Consider the following 21,796-nt stretch of genomic DNA (forward strand, 5'->3'; position numbering starts at 1 on the left):
CCCGGTCCGCGCGGCCCCCGCAACCCCACCGCGTCCTCTTGCCCACCACGCCCTCTTATCGCGCTAAACCCCCTTGTTCCACAACACTTCTTGCCCCAGCCCCAACACACCCGCGCGGCCCCACCGCAACCGCTTCGCGCGCGCACGCCAGTCCTGCCCCAGCCCCCACCCTCTCCGGGGGGCGTCCCAGTGCCAGTCTATCGGTACCCCCCGACAGGCGATCTTGAAACAGGGCCCCGCAAGATCCAGATGTGGATAACTTCTGTCCCTGAACCGGGTGAACCTCAAGCCGCCCGCCGCCCACCCAGCAGCGCCAAGAACCAAGCCCCGCAACGAAAGCGCCCTACTTCGCGTCCGCGTAACTCTCCACCGCCCGCGTCAGCAACGGAAACCGCACCGCGCTCCCCGGAAACACCAACCCGCTCGCCTCCTCCGCCGCCCCCGCAACCTCCGCGATCACCCCCGAAGCCGCCTCAGCCGGGCAATGCACCATCACCTCGTCGTGCTGGAAGAACACAATCCCGGCCTCGGGCGCCAACCCAACCAACCGCCGCCGCAACGTTGCGAGCATCGTCAGTGCCCAATCGGCCGCGCTGGCCTGCACCACAAAGTTGCGCGTGAACCGCCCCCAGTCCCGAGCCGCCTGTCGCCCGGCGCGGTCGGTCTCCTCGTCGCCCGACGCAGTGGTCCGTTCGTGCCATGCCTCGCTCGGCGGCGGGCTCGTCCGCCCGAGTCGCGATCGCACCACCCGTCCGCTCTCGCCTGCGCGCGCGGCCTGTTCCACGTACTCCACCGCCACCGGAAAACGTTTGCGCAGCACCGCGAGCAGCGGCCCGGCCTCCCCGCTCGTCCCCCCGTACATCGCCGACAGCATCGCGATCTTCGCCCGGTCCCGGTCCCCGTCGAACGCGTCCGCCGCGAGGCTCGTGTACAGGTCGTCGGTGCTCGACACCTCCGCGAACCGCTGGTCGTCCGACAACGCGCCCAACACCCGCGGCTCCAGTTGCGAAGCGTCGGCGACCACCAGCGACCACCCCGGGTCCGCCCGCACCGCCGTCCGCAGCGACTTCGGCAACTGCAACGCCGCCCCGCCCCGGGTCGCCCACCGCCCCGACACCACCCCGCCGACGACGTACTCCGGTCGGAATCGCCCGTCCGCCACCCACGAGTCCAGCCAGGACCACCCGTGCGCCACCCACAGCCGCGCCAGTTCGCGGTACTCCAACAGCGGCGCCACGGCCGGGTGCTCGACCTCGCGCAGTACCCAGGCCCGCGCCGAGGACACCTCGATCCCCTCCCGCGCGAACGCCTTCACGATGCTCGGTGGGCTGTCCGGGTTGATCGGCCGACCCCCGAACGCCGCGCTGATCCGTTCCGCGAGCGCCGCGAGCTTCGCCGGTCGCACCCCGGGCGCCTGCCGGGGGCCGATCAGGTCCGCGAGCAGTTCCATGTGGACGTCCACCCGCCACGGCAACCCGTGGTGGGTCATCTCGCCCGCCGCCAGACCGCCCGCTGACTCGGCCGCCGCCAGCAACCGCAGCCGGTCCGGGTGCGCCGTCGCGGCGAGCCTGCGTTCCTGGTCGGCCAGCACCTCGACCGCCGCGAGCACCGGATCGGCTCCCGCGGGCGTCGTCCCGCGATCGGCCTCGAACAGCGTCGGCTGCTCACCCCGCGCCACCGGCCGGGGGTCTGCGGGCTCGGTCGCACCCCGCAACCGTGCGAACGCCGCCGCCAGGTTGCGCGGTCGTCCCGGCCGCTCCTCGAAGCCCAGCAAGATCGCCTCGACGAGTGCGAGGTCGTGGCAGCGCCCCAGCCGGACACCGGCGCGCAGCAACGCCGGGTACGCCTCGTCCAACGACGGCAGCACCCAGCGCGGCGCGTGCCGCCGCTCCAGGTCGGCCATCCACCCGGCGAGGTCGGGCACGTCGACCGGGTCCTGCCCGGGCACTTGCGCGCGCCCAGCCCCGTCGGCTCCCGGTACCACCACCACCACCCGCACGTCCGGCATTGTCGGCCACGGCACCGACAACCGCAGGCAGTTGACTCGCCAGTAGGTAGTGCGGCACCGTGTTACCCCTTAGTAACACCTGTTGGGAGGCGTCGGTGACCGAGTACCTGACCCGAGTCCGCGACCTGCTCGCGAAGGTCCCGACCGCCGTCCGCAGCGTCGACGTCATGCGCCGCGCCGGGCTGGTGCCGCTGAGCCGCCCGGACCACGTGCTCGGGTCGATGGTCGCGATGCGCAGGCTCGGCCCGATCGCCGGTGCCGCCCGGATCGCCGCCACCAGGGACCAGGCCGCGGTCGGTCTGGTCGACGAGCGCGGCAGCCTGACCTTCGCCCAACTCGACCGCCGGTCCAACGCGCTGGCCAGGGCGTTCGCCGAGCGCGGGGTCACCGCGGACTCGGTCGTGGCGCTGCTGGCCCGCGACCACCGGGGCGCGGTGGAGACGATGCTGGCGGCCAGCAAGCTCGGTGCCCGGTTGTTGCTGATGAACACCGGCTTCGCCCGCCCGCAGTTGGTCGACGTCGCCGAGCGCGAGGGCGTGACGGTGTTCGTCCACGACCAGGAGTTCGCCCCGCTCGTCGACGCCCTGCCCCGGACCCTGCCCAGCTACCTGGCCTGGGTCGACGGCCCGACCGACGGCACCACCCTCGAAGACCTCATCGCCAAGACCGACGACCGCGCCGTCCCGATGCCCCGACAACCCGGCGGCATGGTGCTGCTCACCAGCGGCACCACCGGCACCCCCAAGGGCGCGCCCCGCCAGGTCCGGTCCCCGCTGGCCGCCGCCCAGTTCCTCGACCGCATCCCGCTGCGCACCGGTGAGGCGACCGTCCTGGCCGCGCCGCTGTTCCACGCCACCGGCTTCTCGCAGTTCATCATCTCGTTCGCGCTCGGGTCCCGCGTCGTGCTGCGCCGCAAGTTCGACCCCGAGGCCACCCTCGCCGCCATCGCCGAGCACCGGGCCACCGCGCTCGTGCTGGTGCCGACCATGCTCCAGCGCGTCCTCGACCTCGGCGACGACGTGATCAGCCGCTACGACACCGCCAGTCTGCGCGTCGTGTTCACCGCCGGGTCCGCGCTGTCGCCGGAGCTGGGCAACCGCGCCACCCGGGTGTTCGGCGACGTCGTGCACAACCTCTACGGCTCGACGGAGGTGTCGGTCGCCTCGGTCGCCACCCCCCAGGACTGGCGGGACGCGCCGGGCACGGTCGGCAAGCCGCCGGTCGGCTGCAGGGTCGCCCTCTACGACGCCGAAGGCAACGCGATCACCGAGCCGGAGGTCACCGGGCGCGTCTTCGCGGGCAGCGGCCTGGCCTTCGGCGGCTACACCGACGGCAGGCACAAGGAGGTCATCGGCGGCCTGCTGTCCACGGGGGACGTCGGCCACTTCGACACCTCCGGCAGGCTGTTCATCGACGGCCGGGACGACGACATGATCGTCTCTGGTGGCGAGAACGTCTTCCCCGGCGAGATCGAGAACCTGCTCGTCGCCCATCCCGGCGTGGTCGAGGCGGCGGTCGTCGGCGTGGCCGACGCGGAGTTCGGGCAGCGGCTCAAGGCGTACGTGGTCCTGGAGCCAGGCTCGACGGTCACCGAGGAGCGGTTGCGCGAGCACGTCCGGACCAACCTCGCCCGGTTCAAAGTGCCGCGAGACGTCGTGTTCCTCGACGAGTTGCCGCGCAACGCGACCGGCAAACTCCTCCGCAAAGAACTCGGCTGATATCACGGCCCTTTCCGGCGCCGCAACCCTCCGCGGTCGGGACAATCGCCGCCGCGCCACTTATTCGACGGTCGAACTGTCGACGATTTTCCCAGATTTGGTTCACGTTCACGCAACGATGGCCAACTTGGTTAACAGACAACCTTGTATGTGCTCTGAGCTGCCTGTTTGATGCTCGATCACCATGTTACCGATGGGTATTCGATGTGTTGAGTGCTGCGCCCAACAGGCTAGTCCACTTCATCCGATCGGCGTACATGTGGCAAGTGGCAACTGTTGAGGCAATTCGCGACTGGGCGTTGCATATCACTCACACAACGACACCGAGTCGGTGTCGGAAGTGCTCTGTCGGGGCTATCGAAAGGTCTTCCATGACTACGAGGCGCGAAGGTCGTCGGGGCCGGCTCGCTGCTGGTTTCGCACTCGTCGGCGCTGCGGCTATCGCTGCTGTCGCCATCACCCCCACCGCGCAAGCCGCGCAGGGCCAGGTCCGGTACGCCGGGTCGGCGCAGGCCGTGGCCGACAGCTACATCGTCGTTCTCAAGGACACCGCTCTGCGGGGAAGCGGTGTCAGCGCCCAGGCGAGCACCCTCGCGAGCCAGTACGGCGCGACCGTCCACCGCGAGTACGACACCGTGCTCACCGGCTTCTCCGCGACCATGTCCGCCGAGCAGGCCGCCGAGATCGCCGCGGACCCCAAGGTCGCCTATGTGCAGGCCAACCAGCGCTTCCACGCGACCGGCACCCAGGAGAACCCGCCGTCGTGGGGCCTGGACCGCATCGACCAGGCCGACCTGCCGCTCGACGACAGCTACACCTACCCGGGTGAGGCGGCCGACGTCACCGCGTACGTGATCGACACCGGCGTCAACACCGCCCACCAGACCTTCGGCGGCCGCGCGTCCGGCGGCTTCGACGCGATCGACAACGACGACGACCCGGACGACGGCAACGGTCACGGCACGCACGTCGCGGGCACCATCGGCGGCGAGGAGTACGGGGTCGCCAAGGGCGTCAAGATCGTCCCGGTCCGGGTGCTCGACGCCAACGGCAGCGGCAGCACGGAGGGCGTCGTCGCGGGCATCGAGTGGGTCGCGGAGAACCACAGCGGCGCCTCGGTCGCCAACATGAGCCTCGGTGGTCCCGGTGACGACGCGCTCGACCAGGCCGTCAAGGGCGCCGTGTCCGCCGGGGTGACCTTCGCCGTCGCGGCGGGCAACTCCAGCGACAACGCCAGCGGCTACTCGCCCGCGCGGGTCGCCGAGGCGATCACCGTCGCCGCATCCGGCGAGGACGACAGCCAGGCCCAGTTCTCCAGCTACGGCTCGGTCGTCGACATCTACGCCCCCGGCGTGGGCATCACCTCGTCCTGGATCGGCAGCACGACCGCGACCAACAAGATCAGCGGCACCTCGATGGCCACCCCGCACGTGACCGGCGCCGCCGCGCTGTACCTGGCGGAGAACCCGTCGGCAGGCCCGGCCGAGGTCGCCTCGGCCCTGGTCGGCGGCGCCTCGTCCGGCAAGATCACCAACCCGAGTTCCGGGACCCCGAACAAGCTGCTCCACGTGGGTTCCTGACCTCCGAGCCGGTGGCCCGCACTCCTTGCAGGGGGTGCGGGCCACCGCCCTTTCCGGCTAAGTTGACCCATCGGTAACTTGTGCTCGGCAAGGGGGCGCGGCGTGGACTTCGCACACTCGGCGAGAGCGGCCGACTACCGGGAACGGGTCGCCGCCTTCGTCCGCGACGAGATCGAGCCGGTGGAGGTCGAGTACCACCGCGCGCTCGCGGCTGACCCGTGGGTCGTGCCGCCTCTTGTCGCTGACCTGAAGGCTAGGGCTCGGGAGCAGGGGTTGTGGAACCTGTTCCTGTCTAGTGCGTCCGGGTTGTCCACAGTGGAGTACGCGCCGCTTGCCGAGGTGATGGGCCGCTCGCCGTTGGCGCCAGAGGTGTTCAACTGCAACGCGCCTGACACGGGCAACATGGAGGTGCTGCACCTCTATGGGAGTCAGGCTCAACAGGACCGTTGGCTCGTACCGCTGCTCGACGGCCGTATCCGCTCGGCGTTCTGCATGACCGAGCCTGACGTGGCCTCTTCTGACGCGACCAACATGGCTGCCACCGCCGTGCCGGATGGCGACGAGGTCGTGCTCAACGGCACGAAGTGGTTCTCCACTGGCCTGGGTCACCCCAACTGCTCGGTGGTCATCTTCATGGGCCTGACCGATCCCGGTGCCCCTAGGCACGCACAGCACTCCATGGTCCTAGTCCCGCTCGACACCCCTGGCGTCAAGATCGAGCGCATGCTGCCCGTGCTAGGTCGGCACGATGAGCCTTACGGTCACGGTGAGGTCAGCTTCACCGATGTGCGCGTGCCGCTGGACTCGGTCATCGCGGGTTTGGGCCGTGGCTTCGAGATCGCCCAAGGCCGGTTGGGGCCAGGCCGCGTGCACCACTGCATGCGCTTGGTCGGCCTGGCCGAACGCGCCCTGGAACTGGCCTGCACCCGCGCGACCAACCGCGTCGCCTTCGGCACACCGTTGTCGGACCTGGGCGGCAACCGCGAACGCATCGCCAACGCCCGCATCGCCATCGACCAGGCCCGCCTCCTGGTCCTGCACGCCGCCTGGAAACTCGACACCCTGGGCCCGGCCGCCGCCCGCTCCGAGATCTCCCAGATCAAGGTCGCCGTCCCCACCATGGCCACCGCCGTCATCGACATGTCCATCCAACTCCACGGCGCCGCGGGCCTCACCGACGACTACCCCCTGGCCGCCGCCTACACCACCGCCCGCGCCCTCCACCTCGCCGACGGCCCCACCGAGGTCCACCAGTCCCTCATCGCCCGCCTGGAACTCCAGAAGTACCGCCCATGACCCCGCCCGCAACCCCGACCTCACGCCTCGCACCGAACGCAGCGTCACCGCGCACCCCAAACCCCGACCCGGCCTCGAAGTCTGGACTCAACCTCCCGCAAACCCCCGCCCCACACCCCCTCCCCCGACAGCCGGCCCGCCGCGAAGACCGCCTCCGCCCGCCGCGAAGACCGCCCCCGCCGCCGATCAAGATCAACTCCGCTCCGGGGCCCACCCTCCCGGGGCCCCATTCCTGAGAATATCGCGCGCGGCGTTCTGTCAATAGGGTCGCGCTCGGGCTGTGGATGGTTCGGCGCGTTGTGGACAAGTCCGCGATCCTGGTCGAACACGCCACTGTGGACAGATCGGCTTTACTCGACCTCAATCCCCGGCGTAACGAGGAGATGTCTTGTCCAGGAAGAACATCCTCATCACCGGTGCCAGTTCCGGTTTGGGCGCGGAGATGGCGAAGCAGTTCGCCGCCAAGGGGCGCGATCTCGTCCTCGCTGCCCGGCGCACTGATCGGCTGGCGCAGGTCCGGCAGCAGTTGCTCACCGCGAACCCCGGCATCACCGTGCTGGTCAAGGCGCTCGACGTCACCGATCATGATGCTGTTTTCCGGGTGTTCGCCGAGGCGAGGGCTGAGTTGGGTTCCCTCGACCGGGTGATCGTCAACGCGGGGCTCGGCAAGGGGCAGCCGCTCGGTACCGGCTACTTCCACGCCAACAAGCAGACCGCCGAGACGAACTTCGTGGCGGCGCTGGCCCAGTGCGAGGCGGCCATGACCGCGTTCCGCGAGCAGAACGCGGGCCACCTGGTCGTCGTCTCGTCCATGAGCGCGATGCGGGGCCTCCCGCGCAATCTGTCCACCTACGCCGCAAGCAAAGCCGGTGTCGCCGCACTGGCCGAGGGCATTCGGGCCGACACCCTGCGGACGCCGATCAAGGTGACAACGTTGTTCCCCGGGTACATCCGTTCCGAGATGAACGAGAAGGTCCGCAACACACCCCTGATCTCGGACACCGCCACCGGGGTGCGAGCAATGGTGCGCGCCATCGAGCGGGAGTCCGCAACGGCGTGCGTTCCGGCCTGGCCGTGGGCGGTCTTGGCGGTTGCGATGCGTGCGTTGCCGCTCGGGGTGGTGGCGAGGCTGTCATGACGGTGCCGGTGCGACCCGAGGACTTGTTCGACGCAACGGCCGTGCACGCCTGGCTGCGCGGCACGTTAGACCTACCGGCGACCGAGCCCGAGGTGACCCAGTTCCCAGGCGGTGCCTCGAATCTGACCTATCTCTTGCGCTACCCCGACCGTGAACTGGTCCTACGCCGCCCGCCGCTAGGACGCAAAGCCGCCTCCGCGCACGACATGCGCCGCGAGTACCGGGTCCAGCGCCAACTCAAGCCCGTCTACCCCTACGTCCCCGAGGTCATCGCCCTCTGCCAGGACCACGGCGTGCTCGGCAGCGACTTCTACCTCATGGAACGCGTCCCCGGCACGATCCTGCGCGGCGACCTCCCCCAGGGCATGACCCTCACCCCGCCCCAGGCCCGCGCCCTGGCCACCACCCTGGTCGACCGCCTCGTCGACCTGCACCGCGTCGACCCCTCCGCCGCCGGGCTCGCCGACCTCGGCAAGGGCGCCGGGTACGTGGCCAGGCAGGTCCGCGGCTGGACCGAGCGGTTCACCGCAGCGCGGACCCCGAACGTGCCGGACTTCGCCGGGGTCACCGCCTGGCTGGCGCGCGAGCGGCCCGACGACGTCGCCACCGTGGTCATCCACAACGACTGGCGGTTCGACAACGTCGTGCTCGACGCCGACCTCGCTGTCGCGGGGGTCCTCGACTGGGAGATGGCCACCCTCGGTGACCCGCTGATGGACCTCGGCGGCGCCCTCGCGTACTGGATCCAGGCCGACGACGACGAGTTCTTCCAGCGCGCCCGCAGGCAGCCAACGCACCTGCCCGGCATGCCGACCCGCGCCGAGCTCGTCGAGCACTACGCCGAGCGGACCGGCTTGCGACTGGCCGCGTTCCACGAGGTGTTCGGCCTGTTCCGGCTGGCGGTGATCATGCAGCAGATCTACTACCGCTACCACCACGGCCAGACCCACAACCCGGCCTTCCAGGACTTCTGGACGTTCGTCTCTTACCTCGAATGGCGCTGCCGCGAGATCATTCGCTAACAGCTAAGGAGTTCCCCATGGCCCGGCCGAACATAGAACCTGTCGTCTGGCGCGCACCGCGTGCGGGTAAGCCCCCGCGTACGCCCAACCTGCCGCCGCTCACCGTGCGTCCTGTCGACGGCAAGGGCACCGAGGACGTCTTGGTCGACACTGAGGGCCGCGTTATCACCGGTGTCGAGGACGGCCGCATCCTTCGCATCGCGGACGGTCGGGTCGACGTGATCGCGGACACCGGTGGTCGGCCGCTGGGTATCGAGTGGTTCCCAGACGGGCGGTTGCTGGTGTGCGACGCCGATCGCGGCCTGCTGCTGGTCTCCGCGGGCGACGTCGAGGTTCTTGTCCCCGCCGGGCCCAACCTGCGGGTCTGCAACAACGCCGCCGTTGCCGCTGACGGCACCATCTACTTCACGAACTCCACCGACCGGTTCGACCTGGAGTTCTGGAAGGCAGACCTCTTGGAGCACGCGGGTACCGGCCAACTGCTCCGCCGCGACCCGGACGGCACCGTCCACACCCTGCTGCGCGGCCTGCACTTCGCCAACGGCGTCGCCCTCGCCCCGGACGGGTCCAGTGTGGTCGTGGCCGAGACGGGGGAGTACTGCCTGCGCCGGGTCTGGCTCACCGGTGACCGCCAGGGTCACTCGGACGTGCTCGCCGACAACCTGCCCGCGTTCCCGGACAACACCTCCACCGGGTCGGACGGTCTGCTGTGGATCGCGATGGCCAGCCCCCGCGACCCCGTGGTCGACCTGCTCCTGCGCACCCCGCCGGTGCTGCGCAAGCTGGTCTGGCGGGTCCCGGAACGCCTGCACCCCAGGGAGAAGCGCGTCGTCTGGGTCCGCGCGATCGACTTCGCCACCGGTGCCGTCGCGCACGACTTCTTCGGCACCACACCCGGGTTCCACATGGTCACCGGCGTCCGCGAACACGGTGGCCGGGTCCACCTCGGCAGCCTGGAGGGCCGCGCGGTCGCGTCGTTCGACCTCCCCTGAGGCCGCACGATCGGGGACCGGACGTCCCCCACACCGGTGGCTACCGGGCGACGCACCCACCCGCGCGGCACGATCGACGCAGCGCTACCTGGTGGTGGCGTTCCGTGATCCACCGAGTTGGGGAGACCCCATGCGCAAGCTCCTGCGAGCCGCGGTCCTCGGCTTCGCCCTGGTCGCAGCCCTCACCGCGCCCGCGCGGGGCGAGGTCCCCGACAAGGTCGTCGGGGGTGTGCCCGCCCCGCAGGGCGCCTACCCCTGGCTCACCCGGCTCTCCATGGGCTGCGGCGGTTCCCTCGTCACGCCCACCATCGTGCTGACCGCCGCCCACTGCGTCAGCGAGACCGGGCCGGACACCCGCGTAGAGGCGACATTCGGGGTCGTGGACCTGGAGAGCCCCAAGGCCGACATCATCGACTCGGCCTACATCTACCGGTCCCCGGACTACACGGTCGCGGGCCGCGGCTCCGACTGGGCGCTCATCAAGCTGGCACGCAAAGCGCCGTACCCGGTCATCAAGCTGCAATCGACGCTGGTGACCACCGGTCCCTTCCGCGTGATGGGCTGGGGTGCGGCACTAGAGGGTGGCGAGCAACAGCGCTACCTGCTGCACGCTGACGTCCCCTACGTCGATGACGCCACCTGCGGCGGTCTCTACACCCGGTACGGCTACTCGTTCGTCGCGGCCGGAATGCTGTGCGCGGGAGTGGTCGGCGCCGGTGGAGTCGATACCTGCCAGGGCGACTCGGGAGGCCCTATGGTCGCGAAGGACTCCAGCGGCGTCCTGCGCCAGGTTGGCATCGTCAGCTGGGGGATCGGATGCGCCCGCCCGCAGTTCCCCGGCATCTACACCGAGGTCTCCGCCTACCTGCCCGCGATTACCGCGGCGATCACGGCGCTCGCCTGACGACCGTTCGTCCACCCGGCTACGCCGGGATGAAACCCTGTGACGGCCCGCGGACGCACCAGGCTCGCGTTCGCGGGCCCCACCAGCTGTGACGCATCGCTCACCGGCCGGGGTAGCCGACATACCGGACAGCACACCGGCAAGCAACCCCTTGGTGTCCCGACCGGTGCCTGGTTTGCTTACCGCCGAGCGAGTACCCGAGTGGGTACCGGCGTCCAGGCTGGAGGCACGGAGATGACCGCGACCGTCGAGGGCAGCGCGGGGCCGAAACCGATGTTCGGGGCACCGCGGGCGCACTGGCCGCAGATCGGCACCTACCTGTTCATCCTGGTCCCGTTCGTCGCGCTGGTCGCCGCCGTCCCGCTCGCCTGGGGCTGGGGCCTCGGCTGGGTCGACGTGGCGCTCGCCGCGTTCTTCTACACCTTCACCTGCCTCGGGGTCACCGTCGGCTTCCACCGCTACTTCACCCACGGCTCCTTCAAGGCGACCCGCCCGGTGCGGGTCGGCCTGGCCATCGTGGGCAGCATGGCGCTGCAGGGCCCGATCCTGCACTGGGTCGCCGACCACCGCCGCCACCACGCGTTCTCCGACCGCGAGGGCGACCCGCACTCCCCGTGGCTGTTCGGCACCTCCCCGGCCGCGCTGGCCCGCGGCTTCTGGCACGCGCACATGGGCTGGGTGTTCGACCGCAACCTCACCAACGCCGAGCGGTTCGCCCCGGACATGCTCGCCGACCCCGACATGCGCCGGGTGCACCGCCAGTTCGGCCTGTGGACCGCCGTCACCCTGCTGGCGCCCGCGCTGCTCGGCGGCCTGATCACCTGGTCCTGGTGGGGCGCGGTCACCGCGTTCTTCTGGGCCGGGCTGGTGCGGGTGTCGTTCCTGCACCACGTGACCTGGTCGGTCAACTCGATCTGCCACATCATCGGCGACCGCCCGTTCCGCTCCCGGGACAAGGCCACCAACTTCTGGCCGCTCGCCGTGCTGTCCATGGGCGAGGCGTGGCACAACCTGCACCACGCCGACCCGACCTCGGCCCGCCACGGCGTGCGGCGCGGCCAGGTCGACATCTCGGCCAGGGTCATCTGGATCTTCGAGAAGCTCGGCTGGGCCACCGAGGTCCGCTGGCCCACCCGCGAGCGCCTCGCGAAGCTGGCGAAGTAGTTGCCGAGGACGGCCACGGCACACACGCCCGACCGTGACGCGCTCGTGGCGTTCTTGCGCCAACGCAACCGCTGCGTCCTAGTCACCTATCGGGCCTCCGGGGCCCCGCAGATGTCCCCGGTCACCTACGGCGTGGACGACGACGGGCGCGTGGTCATTTCCACCTACCCCTCTCGCGCGAAGGCGACCAACCTTCGTCGGACCCCTACGGCGTCTCTATGCGCCCTCTCCGACGACTGGAACGGCCCCTACGTCCAAGTTGACGCCCAGGCCGAGGTCCTTGACCTACCTGAGGCCCTGGACCCCCTGGTCGCCTACTACCGCTCCATCTCCGGTGAACACCCCGACTGGGACGACTACCGCGCCGCGATGGTCCGGCAGGGCAAGTGCCTCCTCCGCCTCACCATCACCGGGTGGGGACCCATCGCGACGGGCGGCTTCCCGCCGGGTCTGGCGCCGTAGCGGTCTGCTCGAGTGATGACGACACCACGCATGATCACTCCACAGATCACGCAGTTACTCATTCTATCGGGTGATGCACAGTTGCGTTCGGTAACGAAGTGCTCCATTCGGCCGATCGACCGGGTATGTCGGTGGAACTGAGGGATCTGGTCTGGGCCAAGGCCGCCGAGGGACCTGCTGCGGGAGAGGCTGCCCGGGTGGCGGGGGAGCGGCACGCGGCGGGGGAGCCGGGTCGGGTCAGGGCCGTGCGGGTGGCCCGGGCGCCGAGGACCACTGAGCGTTGACATAGCGGGAAAGCGACAGCGGAATCAACGCACAATTCACTGAATCAGACGCAATTTTCCTGTGGTCTTGCGCACGGGGTCGCGTCATGCGCGGGTGGCCGGCAACAATCGGGATATAGTCCGGCGAACTCGAGCGGTGCTCCGCGTCGGTGATCGTTTCCGTCCGTCAGCGCCCCGAGGGAGGTCCCCGGTGAACCCGCGCGAGCCGTTGGCGGTGACCATCAGGGGCACCCGCTCGGCCGTCGTGGTCAGCGCGGTCGGCCGGATCGACATGGTGACCGAGCGCCCGTGGCGCGAACAGGTCGAGGACGCGTGCGCCGAGAACACCGTCAAGCGCTTCGTGATCGTCGACCTGTGCGAGGTCACCTACCTCAGCGTCGGCGCCGCCCCTCTCATCGTCCGCGCCCACTACCACTGCCTGCACCGGGGCAAGCTGCTGCGCGTCGCCGCCCCGATGGGCCCCGCGCTGCACACCATGCACGTGACCGGCGTGCGCGACCTCGTCGCGGTCTACCCGACCCTCGACTCGGCGCTGGAACCGCGCTCCGGCGCCCGCTGGTGATCGGACCGAGATAGGCCGCGCGCATTCCCCGGCGGTATTTGCTCCTCCGCGTCCGGTATTAGCTCGATCGAGCGAGTCGCGGTCGCCGTCCGTTATTCGAACACCCACCCGGGCGGGGCATGCGCACTCGGTGAGCGCGCTCCGACCGAGCGTGTCGACCCCGCAGCGGAGTCCACCACCGAGCGGGCCACCCCTGATCATCCGGTCACCCCCACCCCGAGCTGGTAGCCGTTGGACGGAACGGAAACGCCCAGCCCGAGAGGAATCCCGATGAATCGCCACCTCGCGCGGTTCGTGACCGCAGTCGCGGCCGCGAGCGTGCTGACAGCGACCGGGGCGGGTCTTGCCTCCGCCGCGACACCGGCCGACCACGACAACAGGGCCGCCCAGCTGCAAGAGCTGACCGTCGCCTACAACGACCTGGCCGCCGCCACCGACGACGTGACCCTCGGCACGGCCGTCACCGGCCTGCGGGCCACCCTCAACCACATCCGCGCCTGCGGCGCCACCGACCTGGCCGACCCGGCCGACACCAAGGCCGCCGAGGTCCAGCGGATCCTGCCGATCCCCGGCCCGATCAACCCGACCCTGGTCGCCAGCCTGCTCAACCTGGTCACCACCCTCATCAACCAGCTGACCGCCGCGCTGCCGGGCGGCCTCCCGATCCCCGGCGGCCTCCCGATCCCGGGCACCCTGCCGACTCCGGGCACCGTGCCGATCCCGGGGACCCTGCCGAACCCCGGCACGCTGCCCATCCCGGGTGGCCTGCCCATTCCCGGTGGTCTGCCGATCCCCGGCACCTTGATCCCCGGCAGCCTGCCCATTCCCGGTGGCCTGCCCGACCCGGGCACCTTGCCGATCCCCGGTGGCCTGCCCAACCCCGGAACCCTGCCGATCCCCGGTGGCCTGCCGACCCCGGGCACCCTGCCCGATCTCACCGACCTCACCGATCTCACCGGCGGCGACCTCCCGGTCATCCCCGACCTGCCTGACCTGCCCGTCGTCGGCGACGCCCTGCTCACCCCGGACCTGTCCGGCAGCGTGCCGTCCCTGCCGGACCTCGGCGGTGCCCTGCCGACCCTGCCCGGCGGCCCGGAGACGGCCTGACCGGGCACTGACCGGTTCGGGCTTGTCGGGAGAGCCCGACCCGTCCTCCCGGACGAGTCGACAAGTGTGCGGTAGGGCTATCTGCCCCGCCGAGCAGGCCGTCCACCCGTGATCGGGTGGTGGTGTGCGTGATCGCCGAGCCCCGGTGGCCCACAAGGCCCCGGGGCTCGACCCTGTCCTAGGCTCGCCGCCATGCCCAGTTCCACGCCCGCCGCCCTGCCCGGTTCCACGCCCGCCGCCCTGCGTCGTGTCACCGGCAAGCAGGTCGTGGAGGTCGACGAGGGGGCGTTCGCCGACCTGCGCGGCCGCTACTCGGGGGCGGTGCTCGACGTGGGCACCGGCGACGGCAAGCACCCGCTGCACCTGGCCAAGGCGCACCCCGAGCTGCTGGTGATCGGGCTGGACGCGGCCAAGGACAACATGCGCAAGGCCGCGACCAGGGCCAGTGCCGCGCCGAAGAAGGGCGGCCTGCCGAACCTGCTGTACCTGTGGGCCGCCGCCGAGCAGCTGCCCAGGGGGCTGGACGGGATCACGGAGCTGCACGTGCTCATGCCGTGGGGCAGCCTCCTGCGCGGCGTCCTGGGGTCGGACCCGGCGATGCTGGCCGGTCTCGCGGGGGTCTGCGCGCCGGACGCCACGTTCCTGATCTCGCTGAACCTGCACGCCTGGCGCCCGCCGGTGCCCGAGGTCGGCACGCACGCCGAGCCGACGCCGGAGTCCGCGGTCGAGGACCTGGGACCCGCGCTCAAGGCCGCGGGCTGGCACCTCGACTCGGCCGCCTACCTCGACGCCGAGGCGATCGCCGCCCTGGCCACCTCGTGGACCCGCAGGCTCAACTCGTCCCGCGACCAGCTCGACGTCCTGGCCCTCACCGGCCGGATCAACCCGAGCGCGGGGTGAGCCCCAGCACGTAGTCGTACGCCTGCTTGCGCGACCAGCCCGGCTGTCCCGCCAACGCCCGGACCAGCGTCGTGGAGGACACGTCCTGCCCGAGCAGCGCGGTGAGCAGCCCGGCCACGTCGACGTCCACGGTGACGGGTCCCGACGTCGGATCCAGGGCGCACCACACGTCCGCCGACCCGCTGAGGTCCGCGATGGCCGAGATCGGACCCCAGGTGGGGCGTTCATCCAGGGCCATAACGCTCGCGTGGGTGTTACCCGCGAGCCGTTGGGCATCAGCGAGCCAACGGGACAGGTCGCTCGCGGGGCACGTGAACACCACCCGCGCCGTACGGGTCGCGGCCGCCAACTTGATCGCGTCCCGGCGGGACAACCCGGTGGCTACGAGCACCGGCGCCTCTTGTGGTGCCGCGCCCGCCACGGCCAACTCGGGCGGCAGGCCCAACACCTCCACGGTGGGACTATCCGCCAACAACGTCGACACCGCCGCACCTACACCGTCCACAGTGGATACAGCCAACACGCGGCCCACCGGATCGGCCTCTCGAGAAGCCGTGAAGCCCAGAGCACCAACCAATGCCCGCGCCCCGGAGTCCTCCGCAAGGATCACGTCGGCGGCAGCGCACTCGGCGCTCAACCGGTCGTCAGGCCCGACTGTGGCTCGGTAGCGCACGAGGTGAGTGCGGGAAGTCTCCGCTCTAGCCACTGCAACGTCCACTACGGCGTCCGGATCGGACAGTGCCGCCACCAGGGCGCGGGGGAGATCCGCCGAAGACAGATCGGCGTCGGTCGCGAGCGTGTTCGGCAGCCGTTGACCACTGCGCCGGACCACCGCGCTCCCGCCCGGCCGCCACCGCGAGTTCGCCACCGCCCGCACGGTCGCGCATTCGCCACCGGCGCTGAGGGTGATCAGCACCGGCCCGGCGATCGCGGGCGGCGCCTGGCCGACCACCTCGCCCGCGACCCCGACCACGCAGGTCGCGCGGCCGGTGATCGCGGTGTCCGCGGTGAACTCCAGCGTCTTGCCGTGGGTCGCGCGGATGTCGTGGTGCCCGCGGCAGCGCAGCCGCACCAGATCGGTCACCGGTGCCCCTCCCCGACCAGCCGCTACCTGACGACCTCGTAGATCGTCGAGTCCGCGTTCCGGTAGACCTCGCGCAACCCGCTGACCTCGTCGAGGTCCTGCAGCCCCGCGGCGACCGGCGCCATCGGGTCCGCCTTGACCGAGCCCTTGCTGACGAACACGTAGCTGACCTTCAGGTTGTCCACCGCGCGCCGGACCGTGCTGTCGGTGTCCAGGTCGTTGAGCCGGTTCAGGATGACCCCGGCGTCGTTGCTGCCGTCCTTGCGCGGCAGGACCGGCCCGATCACCGACACCTTGAACAGCGGCTGCACCCCGTCGATCGCCCACATCCACGGCGAGCCGTCGTGCGGGTCGTTGGCCACGACCGTGCCCTTCGGCACGTTCTTCTCCAGCCAGTCCATCGCTTCCAGCTTGGTGTGCGACACGACCGGCCCGTCGAGGTAGAGCCAACGCAGACGGTCGGTGTTCCGCGGCAGGTAGAAGCCACGGGTCAGCGCACCGAAGAGGACAACGACCACGCCTAGCGCGATGACCGGGAGGAGAACGCGTTGGCGTTCCGTGGATTCCCTCTTCGCCGTGACCTTCTGGTACAGCGTCACCAGGCTGTCCCGGAAGGTGATGACACCGATGGCCGCCAGCACGATCAAACCCGGTGTGGCCAGGGCCGCGATCCGCCACGGGTCGTTCCACCACGGCCTGCTCAGCGCGCGCACCAGCGGTGCCGAGTACCCGGCGACCCCGATGTAGAGGACGGTGAACGCCAACCCACCCAGCAGCCACCAGTACAGCGGCCGGAACTTCGCCTTCCGCACGCCGATAAGCCCAACGATCAGCGCGGCCGTGAACCACCAAGCCGGATAGGTAGCGCTATAGGGCGCCGCCCACGCCGGGTAGCCCACTGCGCGCGAGGCGCCCAAGAGCCTGCCGAACCCGTCGGAAGGCAGCGCCGTCGGTGGCCACGCCACGTCCTCGCTGGAGACCGTGATCCCCAGGAACGCCGAGATCTGGCCGAATCCGATGACGACCGCGAGCACGGCGATCACCGCGCCCGCGGCGAGATCGGGCAGGATCCGCCGCCGGTTCGTGATCCAGTGCTGGAGCAGCAGGACACCACCGAACAGGATCGCGGCCACGGCGACGCTGGAGTGGATCGCGAGCAATCCGATGCCCGCCAGCGCGGTGGTGAGCAGGAGTCCGAACGTGCGCTCGATCAGCGCGCGGTGCAGCAGGGCGAGGAACGCGGGCACGAGCGCGATCCCGGCGGCCAGCGGGAACAGCGGGCCCCACACCTGGATGTCGTAGGGGAAGGTGGTGACCGCCGCGGACAGGACCGCCGTCACCGCGGTCAGCGCCGGGCTGTTGGTGCAGACCTTGACCAGGATCGCCATGCTCAGCACGAACACCGCGATCACCGCGCCGTTGGCCATGTCCAGCGCGGGCACCACGCCGAACCCGCCGATCTGCCGGACGACGGCGATCAAGGCGTGGAAGGCGTTCGGGTAGAAGTAAGAGGCCGCGTCCGGGTCAGTCAGGATCTTCAACGCCGATGGCGCCGAGTCCCCGGTGTCGGCGATGAACCGGATCGCGTTGGCGTGGTAGGCCGCGTCGAACCACTGCGGCACCGCGGAGAACCCCCGGGAAGCGCGGTAAGAGGCGAAGAGCCCGATACCCGCGCCCAACAGCACACTGCCACCCACGGCCAGGTGGTGCGTACGCGTCCAGGTCGGCTTAACCGGCTCTTCCTCGGCCCAACGCCCGTTCCACCGCCGCACGAGCCTGCTGACCCCGAAGCCCACCAACGCCAACAGCGCCGCGACCCCGAGCAACGTCAACGCGTTCCACGCGATCCCCAACTTCGGCAACACCGGAGCGGCAACACCCACGACCCCGAACGTCACCACCGGCGCGGTTCCCACCAGCACCCACCCGCGCAACCCGGAGGCGAACCCCACCAACGCCCCGGGCACCCCCGCGACCAGGACGGTGGTCAGGAACAACAACGCCATCTCGCCAGTCGCGATCAACTCAGAACTCCACAGGTGGGTGTCCTCGGTGACCGCTCGTGCCCCCGAGCCTTGACATACGAGCGACCCGAGGCTACACGGACAACCCTCCGCTACCCCCTCCCGGGCACGCGCACACCCCCGCGCCACGCCGCATCCACGCCCCCGCGACCCAACGGCCGAACAGTATTCGCCCTCCCCTCCCCGCCACCGTGAGTGTCATTGACAACCTCAGGCCAAGTAGACAGACCCGCAAAGGGCAAATAGGTCCCTTGGAGCGACCCGTCCCGACCTTCCCCCGGCCCGTCTAGCCCCCACCGCGCAACCGTCCCCCGGCGCACCCCGCACTCCGCGTCCAACCCACCCCGCCGAGCCCCCCGCGCCGCCCGGCGCGCCCCGCACCGCCCCCAACCCCACCCCGCGCGTAGCGCTGGCTTCGGGGGTCTGGGGGTCGCCCCCCCCAGATGAAATGACGAGCGACCTGGTTCGCGCATTCCGCGAACGTGCGTGGCCAACACAATGAGCCCCCCGGCGCGCCCCGCACCGCCCCGCGCGTAGCGCCGGCTTCGGGGGTCTGGGGGTCGCCCCCCAGATGAAATGACGAGCGACCTGGTTCGCGCATTCCGCGAACACAGGTCGCCAGAGCTCGTGCCCCCGGCAGGACTCGAACCTGCGGCCAAGAGCTTAGAAGGCTCCTGCTCTATCCGCTGAGCTACGGGGGCTGGGCGTGCGGCCGAGGCCGCACAGTAGTCCGCTCACGGGTCTGATCGTTCGAGGGCGGCTCACCGTTTCCGCTTGGAACTGATCGGGTGACGAACGCCGCTCTGATGCGTCCGTTCGGGGTAGGGCCGTTGCGCTAAGCGCGCGGGAGTCTGGTTACCGCGTGTTCGGTCAGCGGCTGAAGGATACGCACGAGGGCGGCCTCGGATACGTCGCGTTTGTCGACCGCCACCAGGAGAGATCGGTCGGGGCGGACCTCTACCGTCGCGGTGCAGGTGCGGTAACCGTCGGTGACTGTGCAGTGGAGCCACGTGGGGTATCCGAGGGTGGACTCGGCGTGTCCGTTCGGTTGGTCTTGGCGGACCTGGGTGAGGGGTTTGTGCAGGGCTACCAGGGCGAGGTCGCTGGCGGCGCCGTTGCCGAGGGGGAAGCCGCAGGATTCGGGGAACGTCTCCGTGCGGGTGCGGGGTGCGCCGACGAGGCCGCCCGCCGGGGCGAGGTCGTCCGCGGTCAGTAGCCCACACAGGTTCACACCGTCGAGGGATAGCGGTGACGGAACGCTGATTGACGTCGCGGGTGGGGTCACCGCGCCGAAGCCTGCGGCGGGTACGGGGCGGCCCGCCACCGGGGCACCGCACGCCGCCAGCAGGCCGATGCCGACGACAGCGACAAGAGTCCGCCTCACGACGCATACGGTAATACCTCGCCGCCGGTGTGTGATTACCCAAGCACGGCGGGTTGTGAATCAGCGCTTCTCGGCGTGCCCGGACCGGGCTACTACCCTCGACCCGTGTCTGCTGACAGCTCCACCGAGACCCGTCGACCGGGATCGGGCCTGGCCCCGCTGCTCGTGGTCGGTGGGCTGCTGGCCGCCCTCGTGGGTGCCGCGCTCGTCGCCGCGTCCGGTGGTGACCGGTATGTCTTGCAGGGCCTGCCCACGCCGGACGCGTTCACCGAGCACGCGTTGACGGTCGTGCGGGTCCTGACCGAGATCGGCTGTGTCATCACCGTCGGGAGCCTGTTGTTCGCGGCTTTCCTTGTCCCGCCGCAACGATCCGGTGTTCTCGACGTCGGCGGTTACGCCGCCTTGCGCATGGCCACCTGGGGCGCGGTGGTGTGGTTCATCGGTGCGCTCGTGTCAGCACCGTTCACCGCCGCTGACGCTGTCGGTAGGTCCATCACGACTGTCCTACGCGGCGACGTTCTGTTCACCCTCGTTGGGTCTCTCTCGCAAGCACAGGCATGGCTGCTCACGGCGGGGATCGCACTCGTAGTGCTGATCGCGACACGGTTCGTGCTCACCTGGAACTGGACCGCGGCACTGTTTGTCATTGCTGTCGTAGGCATTGTGCCCGTCGCGGTCACCGGGCATTCCTCTAGCGGCGGTCAGCACGACATGGCCACCAACAGCCTCTTGTTCCACCTTGTCGCCGCCGCTCTATGGGTCGGCGGCCTTGTGGCACTGCTCGCTCACGGTCGTCGTCGCGCAGAGCACCTAGGTCTGGCGGCTACCCGGTTCTCGCGGGTCGCGTTGGCGTGCTGGATCGTCATGGCGGTCTCGGGTGTGGTCAACGCGCTGGTGCGGTTGCCGTTGGACGCCCTATTCACCTCTTGGTACGGCGGCCTCGTTCTGGCCAAGACCGCCGCCCTGCTCATCTTGGGCGTTTTCGGTTATCTGCAACGGGAACGCGGAGTGCGCGCGGTAGTAGAGACCGGTAGTGGTGGCGCACTCGCGAGGCTCGCGGCGATCGAAGTGCTGATCATGCTCCTGACGATCGGCATCGCGGCCGCGCTCGCCAGGACCCCACCCCCGGAGACCGGCGCCGCCGAACCGGGCCGGGTCGAGCTCGCGCTGGGCTACCCCCTCACCGAGGCGCCCTCGCTGGGGAACCTGCTGTTCGCGTGGCGATTCGACCTCGTCTTCGGCACTCTCGCGATCGTGCTCGCCGCGGCCTACGTGCGGTGGTTCCTGCGGCTGCGCGCCAAGGGCGTCGCGTGGCCGGTGGGCAGGCTGGTGGCATGGCTCGCCGGGTGCCTTGTGGTCCTCTTCGCGACCTCGTCCGGCTTCGGCAAGTACTCGCCCGCCATGTTCAGCATCCACATGGAAGCGCACATGATGCTGTCCATGCTGGCGCCGGTGCTGCTTGTCCTAGGCGCACCGATGACACTGGCGCTGAGGGCACTACCGCGCGCAGGTAAAGATGGAACGCCAGGATCTCGTGAGTGGCTGCTGGCGTTCGTGCACTCACCGGTGTCTAGGTTCCTCACGCACCCGGTCGTCGCGTTGGTGCTGTTCGTCGGATCGTTCTACGGCCTCTACCTGACCGGCTTGTTCGACTCGGCACTAGAGGAACACTGGGCGCACCTGGTCATGAACGCCCACTTCCTCCTCGTGGGCTACATCTTCTATTGGCCCGTGATCGGAATCGATCCCGCGCCGCGCAGGTTGCCCCACCTCGGCAAGCTGGGACTGGTCTTCGCCTCTATGCCGTTCCACGCGTTCTTCGGGGTCATCCTGATGAGCATGCAGACCGTCGTCGGCGAGCGCTTCTACCAGGGCCTCGGCCTGCCGTGGAACACCGACCTGCTCGCCGACCAGCGACTCGGCGGCGGCATCGCCTGGGCATCGGGGGAGATCCCGCTGCTGCTCGTGCTCATCGCCCTGCTCGTGCAGTGGTCGCGCGCCGACGACCGGGAGGCCCGCCGCTCGGACCGCCGGGTCGACGAGGGCACCTCCGACGACCTCGACGCCTACAACGCCATGCTGCGCCAGCTCGCCGACGGCAAGAACCCGCACTGACCCCAAGTTGTCCACAACCCCCCGACTCATCCACAGCTCGGTCGACCGCTCT

General features: G+C 70.1%; 17 protein-coding genes and 1 tRNA gene. 13 read left to right on the forward strand and 5 right to left on the reverse strand.

Features of this window, described 5'->3' with window-relative positions; all coding sequences use genetic code 11:
* Positions 1–343 precede the first annotated feature (343 nt).
* On the reverse strand, positions 344–2,008 hold the full coding sequence (locus CLV68_RS22705) for a bifunctional 3'-5' exonuclease/DNA polymerase (RefSeq protein WP_121392954.1): 1,665 nt from the start codon (positions 2,006–2,008) through the stop codon (positions 344–346).
* 167 nt (positions 2,009–2,175) lie between these two features.
* Here CLV68_RS22705 and CLV68_RS22710 point away from each other — a divergent pair, with 167 nt between their 5' ends.
* The 12 genes from CLV68_RS22710 (at position 2,176) to kamB (ending at position 15,137) form a co-directional block, all read left to right on the forward strand.
* Positions 2,176–3,726, forward strand: a complete 1,551-nt coding sequence (locus CLV68_RS22710; RefSeq protein WP_211346756.1) for an acyl-CoA synthetase — start codon at positions 2,176–2,178, stop codon at positions 3,724–3,726.
* Positions 3,727–4,097: 371 nt separating this feature from the next.
* Positions 4,098–5,306 carry a S8 family peptidase gene (locus CLV68_RS22715; protein ID WP_121392955.1) on the forward strand — a complete coding sequence of 403 codons (1,209 nt, stop codon included), beginning with the start codon at positions 4,098–4,100 and terminating at the stop codon, positions 5,304–5,306.
* A 102-nt stretch (positions 5,307–5,408) separates the two neighbouring features.
* Complete coding sequence (locus CLV68_RS22720) at positions 5,409–6,602, forward strand: acyl-CoA dehydrogenase family protein (RefSeq protein WP_121392956.1); 1,194 nt, start codon at positions 5,409–5,411, stop codon at positions 6,600–6,602.
* A 388-nt stretch (positions 6,603–6,990) separates the two neighbouring features.
* The gene (locus CLV68_RS22725) at positions 6,991–7,740 is read left to right on the forward strand and encodes an SDR family oxidoreductase (protein ID WP_121392957.1); all 750 of its coding nucleotides are present in this window, start codon (positions 6,991–6,993) and stop codon (positions 7,738–7,740) included.
* Entirely contained in the window at positions 7,737–8,762 is a 1,026-nt protein-coding gene (locus tag CLV68_RS22730; RefSeq protein ID WP_121392958.1) for a phosphotransferase family protein, read from the forward strand. Before CLV68_RS22725 ends, CLV68_RS22730 begins: the two co-directional genes overlap by 4 nt.
* A 17-nt stretch (positions 8,763–8,779) precedes the next feature.
* Entirely contained in the window at positions 8,780–9,754 is a 975-nt protein-coding gene (locus CLV68_RS22735; protein WP_121392959.1) for an SMP-30/gluconolactonase/LRE family protein, read from the forward strand.
* A 130-nt stretch (positions 9,755–9,884) separates the two neighbouring features.
* On the forward strand, positions 9,885–10,658 hold the full coding sequence (locus tag CLV68_RS22740) for a S1 family peptidase (protein ID WP_121392960.1): 774 nt from the start codon (positions 9,885–9,887) through the stop codon (positions 10,656–10,658).
* Positions 10,659–10,892: 234 nt separating this feature from the next.
* The gene (locus CLV68_RS22745) at positions 10,893–11,822 is read left to right on the forward strand and encodes an acyl-CoA desaturase (protein ID WP_121392961.1); all 930 of its coding nucleotides are present in this window, start codon (positions 10,893–10,895) and stop codon (positions 11,820–11,822) included.
* Positions 11,823–12,284, forward strand: coding sequence for a PPOX class F420-dependent oxidoreductase (locus CLV68_RS22750; RefSeq protein ID WP_121392962.1), 462 nt, complete (start codon positions 11,823–11,825; stop codon positions 12,282–12,284).
* Positions 12,285–12,758: 474 nt separating this feature from the next.
* A complete protein-coding gene (locus CLV68_RS22755) occupies positions 12,759–13,130 on the forward strand; it encodes an STAS domain-containing protein (protein ID WP_170224539.1) in 372 nt (123 codons plus the stop codon).
* Positions 13,131–13,400: 270 nt separating this feature from the next.
* Positions 13,401–14,237: a hypothetical protein gene (locus CLV68_RS22760; RefSeq protein WP_121392964.1), complete on the forward strand. Its 837-nt coding sequence runs from the start codon at positions 13,401–13,403 to the stop codon at positions 14,235–14,237.
* A 240-nt stretch (positions 14,238–14,477) separates the two neighbouring features.
* Positions 14,478–15,137, forward strand: coding sequence for a 16S rRNA (adenine(1408)-N(1))-methyltransferase KamB (gene kamB / locus CLV68_RS22765; RefSeq protein WP_483902894.1), 660 nt, complete (start codon positions 14,478–14,480; stop codon positions 15,135–15,137).
* On the opposite strand, the gene CLV68_RS34175 is transcribed toward kamB, so the two are convergent.
* The 4 genes from CLV68_RS34175 to CLV68_RS22780 all read right to left on the reverse strand — a co-directional run bounded on the left by CLV68_RS34175 (position 15,118) and on the right by CLV68_RS22780 (position 19,629).
* Positions 15,118–16,221, reverse strand: coding sequence for a DUF371 domain-containing protein (locus CLV68_RS34175; protein WP_170224540.1), 1,104 nt, complete (start codon positions 16,219–16,221; stop codon positions 15,118–15,120). The two genes, kamB and CLV68_RS34175, sit on opposite strands and share 20 nt — an antisense overlap.
* A gap of 23 nt (positions 16,222–16,244) precedes the next feature.
* Positions 16,245–18,245, reverse strand: coding sequence for a DUF6541 family protein (locus tag CLV68_RS34180; protein ID WP_170224541.1), 2,001 nt, complete (start codon positions 18,243–18,245; stop codon positions 16,245–16,247).
* Between the two features lie 628 nt (positions 18,246–18,873).
* Positions 18,874–18,946: transfer RNA gene (locus CLV68_RS22775), tRNA-Arg, on the reverse strand.
* Between the two features lie 134 nt (positions 18,947–19,080).
* Positions 19,081–19,629 (reverse strand): DUF3558 family protein, encoded by a 549-nt coding sequence (locus CLV68_RS22780; protein WP_170224542.1) that lies wholly within the window; start codon positions 19,627–19,629, stop codon positions 19,081–19,083.
* Positions 19,630–19,734: 105 nt separating this feature from the next.
* Here CLV68_RS22780 and CLV68_RS22785 point away from each other — a divergent pair, with 105 nt between their 5' ends.
* Positions 19,735–21,744, forward strand: coding sequence for a bifunctional copper resistance protein CopD/cytochrome c oxidase assembly protein (locus tag CLV68_RS22785; protein WP_121392967.1), 2,010 nt, complete (start codon positions 19,735–19,737; stop codon positions 21,742–21,744).
* Positions 21,745–21,796: the final 52 nt, after the last annotated feature.

This window comes from Actinokineospora cianjurensis (assembly GCF_003663795.1).
Lineage (GTDB): Bacteria > Actinomycetota > Actinomycetes > Mycobacteriales > Pseudonocardiaceae > Actinokineospora > Actinokineospora terrae.